At 60.4% G+C, this 12442-nt stretch carries 12 protein-coding genes; 3 read left to right on the top strand and 9 right to left on the bottom strand.

Going from position 1 to position 12442, the window contains the following annotated elements:
* Window positions 1-263 precede the first annotated feature (263 nt).
* Both RG2_RS12560 and RG2_RS32275 read right to left on the bottom strand, forming a co-directional pair.
* Window positions 264-575, bottom strand: coding sequence for a MerR family transcriptional regulator (locus tag RG2_RS12560; RefSeq protein ID WP_033234653.1), 312 nt, complete (start codon window positions 573-575; stop codon window positions 264-266).
* 696 nt (window positions 576-1271) lie between these two features.
* A complete protein-coding gene (locus RG2_RS32275; RefSeq protein WP_255285222.1) occupies window positions 1272-1400 on the bottom strand; it encodes a hypothetical protein in 129 nt (42 codons plus the stop codon).
* A 322-nt stretch (window positions 1401-1722) separates the two neighbouring features.
* Here RG2_RS32275 and RG2_RS12550 point away from each other — a divergent pair, with 322 nt between their 5' ends.
* The 3 genes from RG2_RS12550 to RG2_RS12540 all read left to right on the top strand — a co-directional run bounded on the left by RG2_RS12550 (window position 1723) and on the right by RG2_RS12540 (window position 5044).
* Complete coding sequence (locus tag RG2_RS12550) at window positions 1723-2379, top strand: HEAT repeat domain-containing protein (RefSeq protein ID WP_033234955.1); 657 nt, start codon at window positions 1723-1725, stop codon at window positions 2377-2379.
* Between the two features lie 15 nt (window positions 2380-2394).
* Window positions 2395-3408, top strand: coding sequence for a MerR family transcriptional regulator (locus RG2_RS12545; protein WP_033234655.1), 1014 nt, complete (start codon window positions 2395-2397; stop codon window positions 3406-3408).
* A gap of 172 nt (window positions 3409-3580) precedes the next feature.
* Window positions 3581-5044, top strand: coding sequence for an APC family permease (locus tag RG2_RS12540; RefSeq protein ID WP_230590159.1), 1464 nt, complete (start codon window positions 3581-3583; stop codon window positions 5042-5044).
* 88 nt (window positions 5045-5132) lie between these two features.
* Here RG2_RS12540 and RG2_RS12535 read toward each other — a convergent pair whose 3' ends face one another.
* The 7 genes from RG2_RS12535 to RG2_RS12505 all read right to left on the bottom strand — a co-directional run bounded on the left by RG2_RS12535 (window position 5133) and on the right by RG2_RS12505 (window position 12442).
* On the bottom strand, window positions 5133-6503 hold the full coding sequence (locus tag RG2_RS12535; RefSeq protein ID WP_072782507.1) for an HNH endonuclease signature motif containing protein: 1371 nt from the start codon (window positions 6501-6503) through the stop codon (window positions 5133-5135).
* 181 nt (window positions 6504-6684) lie between these two features.
* On the bottom strand, window positions 6685-7851 hold the full coding sequence (locus tag RG2_RS12530; RefSeq protein ID WP_033234657.1) for an FAD-dependent oxidoreductase: 1167 nt from the start codon (window positions 7849-7851) through the stop codon (window positions 6685-6687).
* Between the two features lie 25 nt (window positions 7852-7876).
* Entirely contained in the window at window positions 7877-8581 is a 705-nt protein-coding gene (locus RG2_RS12525) for a TetR/AcrR family transcriptional regulator (protein ID WP_033234658.1), read from the bottom strand.
* Window positions 8582-8811: 230 nt separating this feature from the next.
* Complete coding sequence (locus RG2_RS12520) at window positions 8812-9801, bottom strand: malate dehydrogenase (RefSeq protein WP_033234659.1); 990 nt, start codon at window positions 9799-9801, stop codon at window positions 8812-8814.
* Between the two features lie 53 nt (window positions 9802-9854).
* Window positions 9855-10514, bottom strand: a complete 660-nt coding sequence (locus RG2_RS12515) for a hypothetical protein (RefSeq protein WP_371851313.1) — start codon at window positions 10512-10514, stop codon at window positions 9855-9857.
* A complete protein-coding gene (hisS, locus tag RG2_RS12510) occupies window positions 10474-11745 on the bottom strand; it encodes a histidine--tRNA ligase (protein WP_033234660.1) in 1272 nt (423 codons plus the stop codon). Before hisS ends, RG2_RS12515 begins: the two co-directional genes overlap by 41 nt.
* 16 nt (window positions 11746-11761) lie before the next feature.
* Window positions 11762-12442, bottom strand: coding sequence for an MBL fold metallo-hydrolase (locus RG2_RS12505; protein WP_033234661.1), 681 nt, complete (start codon window positions 12440-12442; stop codon window positions 11762-11764).

Below are 12442 nucleotides of genomic sequence, written 5' to 3'. Positions count from 1 at the left end.
CCCACCTCGCAGACTCACGCGGTGGGGCGTTTCCGGCCACAATCGATCAAAAGCTCCCCCACCGGCATCCGACGCCAGAATTTCACCCGAACACGGGCGGTCCGCGGTTCTTTCAATCCCGCACCGACCGCGTATCGACGGAGCTTCTTACCGAACCGCACAACCACCGCTCACGGACGCGGTCGACATAACGACGAAAATCCTTGTGTCCGAGGAAAACAAGATCGTTGCAGACGCAGACTTCCAGCAAATCGCGTGTTCAATCAAGCAAGGCTGTCGGCAGATTCACTCAACTGAGCAATCCGCGCCGCAAGCACCGAATTCTCCGCCTCGAGCGAAAGAATCAACCGCACACCAACCAAATTGACCCCGTCATCGACCAACCCGGTAATACGACGCAAAGTCTCCAAATCTGACTCGCTGTACCGACGCGTTCCACCACCAGTGCGAGTAGGCGTCAACAACCCCCGCCGCTCGTACAAACGCAACGTCTGAGGCCCGACTCCGGATAGCTCCGACATCACCGAGATCCCGTAAACACCGCGCAGTGAATGCGACTGAGACTCCAACGCCACTGCACACCTCCTCACGGATACCTGGGCACTACGCCGATTTTAGCATCCGACATTAAAGAATCTCGACCAGCAGATACAGATTCCTTGCCGCCAGAGAGATAAATCATCCACGCTTCCGCCTTATCCACCTCGGCAAGCAGATTCGGCTACCCGAGGGAGAACTACATCGAGAAATCGTAACCGACATAACGCCATTGTTGATGGACGCACCTCTCGTTTCCCAACAGATCAGGGCAATTTGCACTGCAAGAGACTGTCTCTGATCGGTGATTCGCCCTGGACGCTCAGACAGTGCAGAAGCTCCGCTCAATTTCCGTCACAAATCAAATTCCGCGGCCGGAGCTAATGATTAACTGTAAGTTCGGGGCAACTCACAAGTCGAGTACCGCTGAAATTTTCAGTAGTGAGACAGCAGAACAGTGAGACAGCAGAACCTAGACTCCGCAACCCCTTGCCGGCAATCACCCAACTAAACGATCGACCCAACTGACCGAGCGGCGCGGCAGACACGCAAGCGATCATCTCGAACCTCGACCAAAGCCAAAACCTGCCTCGAAGCGGAACTCCGAGCGTCTATGTCGTCGGTCGACGAGGTGCTCGACGCGAACCGGCGACCGCGCGACCATCTCGCGACAATACCCCCCAATGTCCACGCGAAGTTGAGAGTGCCAGGCACGAGGCCATCAGCGTCAGTAGTCAACCCGCGCTGTAGTGCTCGATTGCCGTCGCGGCAAAAACAGAGCATCCAACGATTGTGAACTCGAGTTCGTCTGCGTCTCCGTCCGCCAAGAGATCCACCAGCACCGCCTGGTCCGTGGCAACCAATTCTTCGCTCCTGCTGTGGTCCACCACATGAGAGACAATCAATGCAGATTGGCTGTTCGGCGCTTCGATAACTATCACTACCGGCTCGCGCAGTTTTCCATCGCTCCGTTGCAGGACTACGTGAGTGCATTCATTGCCTCAAGTGCGTACGCGACCTCTGCACGCATTTCGCGCCGAGAATGCCGGCCGTCGAACAACTCGAATCTGGAGCCAGATGACCGTCGTACAGGTTTTCCACCACGGTCATCAACGACTACCGACAACGGGCTTGACCTTGACACAGTGACAAGCACTCAAATGGTCGACGAAGGAGGTGGTTGTCATGAACACAACCAATAACGGTGGGTCGAATACCCATCTCGTCGACGCGCTGGCTGCAGCGGATTCGTCGGACCGGCTTCGGGCTGCACTCGCTTTAGGTACCCGGGGTGATCCGGGCTTGATGGAAGCCCTTGTCGATCGATGCGCTGTTGAACCGGATTTCTTTGTCCGCGACATGCTTACCTGGGCATTGTGCCGACTCCCCGCCGAAGTGACAGTGCCGAGACTGATCGGCGAGCTCGAATCCGACTCCGTCCAGGCTCGCAGCCAGGCGCTGCACACCCTGTCCAAGATCGGGGACCCTGTGTCCTGGCCTGCCGTGATAGCACTGCTGCATGACGACCACGACGAGGTCGCGCGCAGCGCCTGGCGGGCGGCCGTGGCACTCGTACGACCAGGCGACGAGGCCGCGCTTGCGGCTGATCTGGCCACTGAACTCGGACGAGGCGACACGGACATGCACCTCAGCCTCAGCCGGGCGCTGGTGAGTCTCGGAGATTCCGTCCTACCGATCCTCGACGCGGCTGCGACGAGTCCTGATCCAAAGGTTCGCGCACATGCAGTTGCAACTAAGCGGCTTTACTTGGATCCCGACAGTGGCTTCACCCTCGCAATGGAATTGGCGCAGCGTGTAGCGATCGTCGGGCCGCACACGTAGAGAACAGGAGTAAAGATGTTGATCGGCGAAGTCTCGCGGCAGTCCGGTGTCAGTACGCGAATGTTGCGTCACTACGACGCCTTGGGCCTGGTGGAGCCCACCGGCCGCACGTCCGGCGGCTACCGCGAGTACTCAGCCGACGACATCCGCCGGCTCTTCCATGTCGAGAGCCTGAGGACGCTCGGGCTCTCGTTGGACGAAACCAGACGCGCCCTGGACGAGCCCGATTTTGCTCCCGCCGATCTGGTGGGTGATCTCATCAAACACACGCGCCAGCGCATCGCTGCCGAACAGGAACTGCTCACGAAACTCGAACGCGTCGACGCCACGGCACCGTCGGAGTGGGAGGACGTTTTACGAATGGTCACCCTGTTGCGTGCGCTCGAGTCGGAGTTTGCTGCCCGCCGTCAACAAGCAATCCTGAATCAGGAGGGCAATGCGTCGTTGCCCATCGACGCATTGGTCGAGGCTGCATTGACGGAAGACGACCTCAATGTCGCCGGCGCGCTCCAGTGGTCGTTGGCCAGGGCCGCCGGTCAGGGAGTCACAAATCTCGCCGTCGGCCTCCAGTCTCAGGAGGTCGACGTCCGACGCCGCGCCGTTGCCGCAATTGCAGCCGTACACACCTCGGAGGCAACCACACATCTGAGACAAGCACTCGAGGATTCCGACGCCACCGTCCGCTCACGCGCGGCTCTCGCTCTCGGCGCTCGGGGAAGCGTCGACGCGATCCCTGCCCTCCTCGAAATGGTCTTGACAGGCCAGCTCGACGTCGAGGCTGCCGAAGTTCTCGGCGTCTTGACGGACGTCTCGCCATCACCCGACACGATCGTCGATCAGATGCAGACCACACTCGACAGCATCGCCGACGCACCGACTCGGTTGCGAATTACTCAGGCGCTTGCGGAGATTCCCGGTCCATCGGCACACGGAGCTCTCGCCCGGCTGACCCAGGACAACGATCGAACGATCGCGGCCACTGCGGCTTCGATTTTATCCACCCACGAGCGCAGGCATAGACAGCGTTAACCGCTAGTTGCCGAGATGCGGTTAAAACAAAGCCCCACAACATATTCCTGGCCCAATCACGTTTATCCAGGTTATTCCGGGGAACCGGCCGGCTCCCGCGTGCCACCTGCGTTAGCGTGGGACTGCGAAGAACGTCTTCGAGACACCTCTTCAGAGATACGAGGTCACCACGGTGACAAAGTCGCTGGCAGATGACCCAACCGCGGACAATGTCTCACGACGCGCAGGCTACGAACCCGAACTGAAGCGAACTCTGAACTCATTCCAGATGTTCGCGATCTCGTTTGCGTTCATCTCCGTGGTAATCGGCATCTTCGGAACCTTCGATTCCGTCCTTGCCAACGCAGGACCAGTCGGAATCTGGTTGTGGGTCGTGGCAGTATGCGGGCAAATCCTGGTGGCGTTGGTTTACGCGCAATTCGCAGCCCGCATTCCGCTCAGCGGGTCTTCCTACCAATGGGCGTCGCGGCTGGCGAACCCCAAAGTGGGCTGGGTATTCGGCTGGCTGGCAGTCTGGGCGTTGGCGATCGGTGTGAGCGCAATCGACAATGCGCTTGCCAGTCAGTGCCTCATGCCCCTGCTCAACATGGAACCGAACGAGGACACGGCACGAGTAATCACCGTAGTCATTCTGCTGATTCAGACTGTGCTCGCCATTGCCTCGACACGGATTGTCGCACTGGTTAACTCAGCCGCTGTAGGTGTCGAATTGGCGATTGTTGTGGTGCTCGGCATTGCGCTGATCGTTGCTGTGGTGGTGACGGGAAACGGCACAACCGACAACCTCACATCGCGTGGTATCACCGAAGGCGCTCCCGATTACTTTTCCGTCGGCGGCGGGGTGATGGCGGCGATGATTCTGGGTTTTGCCACGCTCCAGGGATTCGACGCCGCAGCGAACATGGCTGAAGAGGCCAGAGACCCGTTTCGGAGTGTCCCCCTCGCAATCGTCGGATCGGTAGTGGCAGCCGGGATTCTGGGAATGTTCTTCCTGATCGCGCTGACCGTCGCCATCGACGACATCCCCCAGATAACCGAAAGCGGCTCACCGGTTGCGGCGATCATGCGAGATCAACTTGGTCCAGTGGTGGAGCGAATATTGTTGGTAGCGATATCATTAGCGTTCTTTGCCGCCGGACTGGTCGTGATGACTGGAGTGTCACGAATAATTTTTGCGATGTCCCGCGATGCACGCTTCCCTGCGCACCGACTGATGCGGCGAGTCAATCCTCGTACCAAGACACCGATCCCGGCGACGATACTGGTTCTTGTCATCGGCGTCGTCTTGATGATCGCACTACCAGGTGCCGCATTGCTCGAATTGATCCTGGCATCAACGATCATTCCGTTCCTCCTCTACGGCATGACGATCGTCCTCTATCTGGCCGTACGCAGGCGACTCGATCACAAGCCGGGCGCGTTCGACCTCGGTCGCTTCGAGTTGCCGATCGCGATTGCCGCGCTCGTGTGGATACTGTTCAGCTTGTTCGTACTGATTGCGTCGGGAACCTTGACCCCGGTATTGGTGGTGGCCGGCTTGATCACAGTAGGAGCGATGTACTTCTGCTATCTGCTCAAATTGAAACCCGAGACACTGAACAACGAGCCTGGACTCGAGGATGCTTTCGAAATCTAGTTGAACCGGCGCATGCGTGTGGGCCTCGCATCGTCTTAGCTGGTGATGCGAAGCTTGGGCGCGGTATCTATTTCCGGCGCAGCCGGATTCAGTCTCGGTGGACTGGTCCCTGGCGGGTGGTGGAGCGTCGGCGTCGTTGTTTCGGGTCAATCGCAGCTGGTGGGATGAACCACGGTTTATGATCATCGCCCATCTTGACTTCCCAGATACCGCGAAACCCACTGGTGCTGTGGATCAGTCGGTGGTGGCTACGGCAGAGGAGGGTGAGATTGTCCATCACCGTCAGACCGCCCACTGACCACGGTTTTATGTGGTGGGCGTCGCACCAAGCCGGAACCGCATCACAGTTCGGGAAGGCGCAGCCTTTGTCCCGAGCGATCAGCGCAGTCCGCTGCTCGGGTGTGACGAGGCGTTTGTGCGGCGTCGCATCGAGCGGTGCACCGTTGCCGTCCATCAACACGGTGGAGAGCATGCAATCGCAGGCGAGCATTCGGGTCAGGCTCACACTCAGTGGTCCCATCCAGGGCATGTATCCGACGTCAAGATCCTCGACCTCAGGCTCGTCGCCATCGAATGCACTGCCGTAGAACTCGCCATCATCCGATGCGGTTTCGCTGCGCATGGTCGCGCATTCGCGATGCTCGGCAAGATCTTTCGCGGTGATGTGCACGTTCACGTGTGGACGCTGACCACCGTCAACACCGGTCATGGCGTTGTCGAGGTAGCGGCGGATCAGTTCCGTGAAGGCGTCGGCGGTGCGTTTGGCTGCCGATCGCTGATCCGGGGTTCCGTCCGCCGCTGGTTTCGGCATCGACAAACCCGAGAGAGCCGACAACAACATTTCACCAGTGAGTGCATCGAAATCACCCTTGATCGCCACCCGACCGTTGAGCGTCGGAGCAATCCGCAAGACATTGAGGTCATCATCCTCACCGGGCGGCGCCTGGTCGGATTCGAAAATCCGCTCCAGAACTGCAATCGCGTAGCGGAGTTTGATGGTGGTCGCCTCGACCCCGGATGCGGCAGCGAGAAGGGTTTTCATGCAGGACGGTAACGCCCTGTCGGGCATACCTTTTGGTGGAGATTCGCAGAACGAGGCGATCATTGCCGCATGATCGAGCGAGAGATCACCGGCCTCGAACTGCGCAGCAATATCCGGGAACCCCCGCAAAGCGGCACCGAGGGCAGCGATCTTGTTACCGGCCGCGTTCTGCAGCATCGTATTCGCCGCCAACCAGCGACCAACACCGCGGTAGCACAGCACCTGCTCATCCGGATTGAGCGCCAACTCATCCACTGCGGCAACCCGAATCGCTTCCAACCGAAGGATTTCCGCAGACACGGAAACAGCGACATCCCGAACCTCAGCCGGTCGCAATCGCCACAACCTGCCCCGCACACCCACAGCCGAACCGGCAACAACATCCCCCACCGAAACAAAATCGCTAACCGTAGTCATCAAGGCCTCCCCACCCGTGACCCCAATTATACTCGAACAACCATTCGATTCAAGAGGCATTTCGGACAGGTTCCAAAAATATTCACTCGAGAGTCATTGATGCACAGCAATATTCGACAAGGAGGCTGCTACTGCGACTTGGCTTGTTACCCCGAAATGACCGAAAGCAATTGAGATTCTGTCACGTTGTCGCCGCCGCAGCATCCTGCTCGTCGAAGCCGGCGAACATGTCTACCAACCCCTGCGGCGAATTCTCACTGAAGAGAATTTCGAGGCTCTCGGCAGATTCGGCAGCAGCCTTGGCTGCTCGCGGAAATAGCTCTGCTTCATAGGCCGCGAGCGCAGATTCGACGTCACCGGAGTGTTCGCTGACTGCCAGGGCGAGCAACGCACCGTCGTACATCGCAAGATTCGCGCCTTCTCCTGCGAATGGGGACATCACGTGCGCGGCGTCGCCAAGGAGGGTGACGCCGGGGACGCGCTTCCAGGAATGATCTATAGGGAGGGCGACGATGCGGCGCGGAGTCAAGCCGGTGTCGGCACGGGCAATCAAGTCACGAAGGGAGTTGTCCCATCCGTCGAGCAATCGGAGAATCGCACTCGTTGCCGCGGGAACATCAGTGAAATCGATAGTGTCAATCCAGTTCTCATCGGCACGGACACCCAAGTAACTGTGCAGACTCCCATCACTTTCGCGGTGGCCCAGGATTCCGATGTTTCCGCGGAATGCAAAAAGCATGCCGCCGCCCATGACCGCAGCCGCCGAGGGGTGACGTTCATCGGCGTCGAGCAGGTCCGCTTCGATGAAGGAGATCCCGCTGTACGTCGGCCAGGCGTCGGAGACGAGCGGCCGGACTTTCGACCAGGCGCCGTCGGCACCGATGAGGAGGTCGGTAGTGATGCTCCCACCGTCCGCAAAGGAAACCTCGTGGCGACCGGCAACGCCCTCGACCTGACTGATTCGGGTGACTTTGTGCCCCCAATGAATAGCCTCGTCGGGTAGAGAATCTATGAGCATGTCGCGGAGGTGGCCGCGGTCTACCTCGGGTCGCGAGAGAGTGCCGCCATCAGCCTCTTCCCGAAGGATTGTTCCGGCGTGATCGAGTATGCGCATTGCTTCGCCACCAGGGTGAATCAACGCGCAGAAGGGTTCCCACAAACCGGCGGCGCGTATGGCCTTCTGGCCGTTGTGGTCGTGGATATCGAGCATGCCGCCTTGCACTCGGGTGCTGCGGCTGGGCTCGAGTTCGAACACAGCCGACGTGATGCCGTGAACATGGAGGACGCGGGCAGCGATGAGGCCACCGAGTCCCCCACCGATGATCGCAATGGGGTAGTGAGTAGTCATGGTTCTCCTCGAAAAGTAGTTTCAGTCAGGACAATTCATGGCGCGTGAACGATGTCGGAGTGGCCGCGATACCGGCAATGAGAGCGCGTATCGACCACGTCATGCGCTCGGCAGGTGTGCCGCCGAGAATTGCATCGGCGTGGGCGGCGATGCTAGGGAGATCCTTGGGGTCGGCAGTCCGGACCGCGCGCACAAGTCCTTCCCATGCGGCCTCGTCATCAACGGACGCGTCGATGTCACTGGAACTTGGAGCACTGTGCTCGGCGGCAGCCGCGGTGGCATTCTGGAGAAGCAGATCAGCACCCCAAGCCGCACGCGCAGGATCAACCCCGCCGTCGATCAACAGCCCGAGCACCCGATCGAATATCCGGAGCGAATTCGGGCCAGACGGACGAAGCACGAGTGCCGATCTCGCCAAACCGGGGAACGCGAATAGAACGTCCGCGTAGTCGCGCAGTAGCGTCACCAGCCGATCTTGCCAGTCTCCGTCGGGTGCCACTTCCAGCGTCCGAACGAGTTCGTCGAGGACGCCGCCATGCAGTTCGGCAGTGTTCGCGACATAGACGTACAACGCGGAAGGACCTGTGTCGAGCGCTTGCGCGACACGACGCATAGTTGCCTTCTCGAGCCCCTCGGCGCGCACGATCTCGATAGTCGCGGCGATGATCCCCTCGCGAGAAAGCGCGGGTTTTGCCGGCCGTTCACGGCGACTGCGGCTGGGAGTTGGCATACCGAAACCCTACACGAACATGTTCGTTACGAACATGTTCGTCGGGTCTCTTTTTAGGAAAGCGTCGCAGTTTCTCCACCACGCAGGACGAACCAGTTCACTCCCGCAGCACGAATGAGCCCCCGCAGCATTGATCAGGCGCGCGGGGGCGCAATCAGCGCGCGACGCGGCGGAACCGCACCGAGCGCTGCGACAGCAAACGGCTCCGCTAATTTGGGGCCGAGTCCGGTTCAGGCAAACCCGAGTTCGCGCACCGCGTTTCGTTCTTGTTCCAGCTCGTTCACCGAAATATCGATGCGAGCGCGCGAGAATTCGTCGATCGACAGCCCCTGAACGATGCTGTACTCGCCACCGGCACACGTGACGGGGAACGACGAGATCAAGCCCTCGGGAACGCCGTACGAACCATCCGACGGAACCGCCATCGACACCCAGTCCCCCTCGGCCGTTCCGCCGACCCAGTCGCGGACGTGATCGATCGACGCACTTGCCGCACTCGCCGCTGACGACGATCCACGGGCCGCGATAATCGCCGTACCCCGCACCTGCACCGTCGGGATGAAATCGTTCTCTACCCACTCGCGGTCATTGATCACGTCGAGCGCCGGCTTGCCCGCGACCGTCGCGTGAGACAGGTCCGGGTACTGGCTCGCGGAGTGATTACCCCAGATCGATACCCTACGAACCGACGCTGCCGCCGCACCGGTCTTCTTGACCACCTGCGCAATGGCGCGATTGTGATCGAGCCTGGTCAATGCTGTAAAGCGTACGTTCGGAACATCGGGAGCGTTGTTCATCGCGATCAGCGCATTGGTGTTGGCGGGGTTGCCCACCACCAGCAACTTCACGTCGGAAGCCGCATTGTTGTTGATCGCTTTGCCGTGTGCAGTGAAGATCGCGCCGTTGGCACTGAGCAGATCGGCGCGCTCCATGCCCTTGCTGCGCGGCCGAGCGCCCACCAACATCCCGACGTTTGCGCCGGAGAACGCAACGTCGGGATTGTCGGTGATGTCGATGGAGTCCAGCAACGGGAATGCGCCGTCTTCGAGTTCCATCGCCACCCCCTCGGCAGAGGACACGGCAGAAGGAATTTCGAGCAGTCGCAAGCGAACCGGAACATCGGGTCCGAGCATGTCACCTGCAGCGATCCGGAAAAGTAATCCGTAGGCGATCTGACCCGACGCTCCGGTCACCGTGACGGTTACTGGCGAAACACTCATTGCCGACTCCTCCACTTGCCGTTCTGCTTTCACTTCTGCGAACGACTTCCACGCTAGTCCAGCAAACCCGCCACTTCGTGGTCCGTGAGTGTGGTTCTCGGCACTCTTCCCGTTGCGCTCACCAGCTCCACTGCCCGGTACAGTGGCCGCTCCGCCAAACCGGCACCACGCGCTTCCGCGCGCAGTTGCTCGATCAGCACCGACGACAAAGCTGCCGCGGGCACCAACTCACTCGACGCCAAGGCGTCGGCCAGCTTGCGGAGCGCCAGGATTTCCAGCTCGCGCCCTCCCCCTGCGGTGTAGAGAGCAAGGGGAATTCGCACGCTGGATCGCGCGTCGGTCAACTTCATACTGACTTCGCTGATCCGCCCCGTGCGCACCATGAGCTCGGCGGTGACCACCTCCGCCGCGTCGACCTCACCGGTGCGGAAACCCGCCTGCGCCCGAATCTTCTTGCCGTACAACGTGATGTGTCGACGCAAGGTCATCAAGATCGCAAGCGACGTCGGAACGGCGATGATGAAGCCGACCAGCAGCGCCACCGTCGTCGAGGCAAAGACGCTCACGACCAGGCCGACCACAACACCGAGCACAATCACCACAACGGCAATCCGCTTGAGTCTCGGCGCAATCAGCGCGATCGGGACAAGATCAAGCGAAACCGGTTCTACGTCACGAGACAACGAGAGTCCCGAGCCTGTCGACGATTTCATCGAGCGAAACCGACTCCTGCTCACCCGTCGCGAGGTGCTTGAGGACAACAACACCTTCTTCGAGTTCACGCTCACCCAGGACAAGCGCAAAGGCCGCACCGGACTTGTCGGCAGCCTTCATCGACCCCTTGACGCCACGGTTTCCGTAGGCCAGATCGACACGAATGCCATTGCCACGCAACTGATGTGCAATGGCAACCAACTTACCCTTCGCTTCGGATCCCATCGGCACGCCGAACACATCGACACGCGCCGGCGGAGCGACGGACTTGCCCTCAGCTTCGAGCGCCAGCACCGTGCGGTCGACACCGATACCAAAACCGATGCCGGACAACGGCTGTCCACCCAACTGCTCCATCAGTCCGTCATATCGACCGCCGCCGCCGATACCGGACTGCGCGCCCAGACCGTCGTGGACGAACTCGAACGTCGTCTTCGTGTAGTAGTCGAGGCCACGGACCATGCGCGGATTGACGACGTACGGAACGCCCAACGCGTCGAGGTGGCTCAGGACCTCGTCGAAGTGCGCCTTGCAGCTGTCCGACAGGTGATCGAGCATGAGCGGCGCATCTGCCGTCATCGCCCGGACGTCGGGGCGCTTGTCGTCGAGAACACGCAGCGGATTGATCTCGGCGCGGCGACGGGTTTCTTCGTCGAGAGGAAGTGCAAAGAGGAACTTCTGCAGCAGTTCACGGTACTGCGGGCGGCAGGTGTCGTCGCCGAGCGAGGTGATCTCGAGACGGAAGCCGTCGAGTCCCAGCGAGCGGAACCCGGCGTCGGCAATAGCGATGACCTCGGCGTCGAGCGCCGGATCGTCGATACCGATGGCCTCGACGCCCACCTGCTGCAGCTGACGATAGCGACCCGCCTGCGGACGCTCGTAGCGGAAGAACGGGCCCGCGTAGCTTACCTTGACGGGAAGCGTGCCACGGTCGAGGTTGTGCTCGATCACGGCGCGCATGACTCCGGCCGTGCCCTCAGGGCGCAGAGTCACGGAACGATCGCCGCGATCGGCGAACGTGTACATCTCTTTGCTGACGACGTCTGTCGACTCGCCAACGCCGCGGGCGAACAGTGCGGTGTCCTCGAAGATCGGCAATTCGATGTGGCCGTATCCGGCCAGACGTGCGGCGCGCGTCAATCCGTCACGGACGGCGACGAATTCGGCGGATTGCGGCGGAACGTAGTCCGGGACGCCCTTGGGTGCAGAGAAGGTGCTGGCTTTACTCACGAGTGGTTACTTTTCCTTATTTCTGTCCGCTGAGTCCAACGAGAAACGGATTGGAGCTTCTTTCGGCGCCGATGGAACTGTTGTCGCCGTGCCCGGGGAGGATGACTGTTGCGTCGGCGAGAATCAGAAGTTTCTTCGCGACGGAATCGAGCAATTGCTCGTGGTTGCCACCGGGAAGGTCACTTCGCCCGATCGAGCCCTGGAACAGGGTGTCGCCTGTGAAAGCCAGATCGACCGGACCTTCTGCAGTACCCGCCTGGGTGCGGAAGACAACAGATCCTTGCGTATGGCCCGGCGTGTGATCGACCGAAAAGGACATTCCGGCGAGCTCGAACGAGTCCCCGTCGGATAATTCGATGACCTCGTCCGGTTCGACGAAGGACATGTCCTTGATGAAGTCCTTCATCGTCGGACCGATTCCCCGGGCAGGGTCGGTGAGCATGTAGCGATCATCCGGGTGAATGTAGGCCGGCGCCGAGTACCGCTCGCAGACCTCACGCGCAGACCACATGTGATCGAGATGCCCGTGCGTCAGCAGCACGGCCGTCACCGACATGTCCTTGGAGTCGAGAAACTCGAACAGCGGCTCAGCAGCGTCCTGACCCGGATCGATCACCACACACTCGCAGGCATCGTCCTGAGCGAGTATGTAGCAGTTGGTCTGGAACATCCCGGCCGGAAAACCAGTCACGAGCAC

The sequence above is a fragment of the Rhodococcus globerulus NBRC 14531 genome, from assembly GCF_001894805.1.
GTDB lineage: Bacteria > Actinomycetota > Actinomycetes > Mycobacteriales > Mycobacteriaceae > Rhodococcus_F > Rhodococcus_F globerula.
This window is presented reverse-complemented; position numbering and strand designations above follow the sequence as displayed.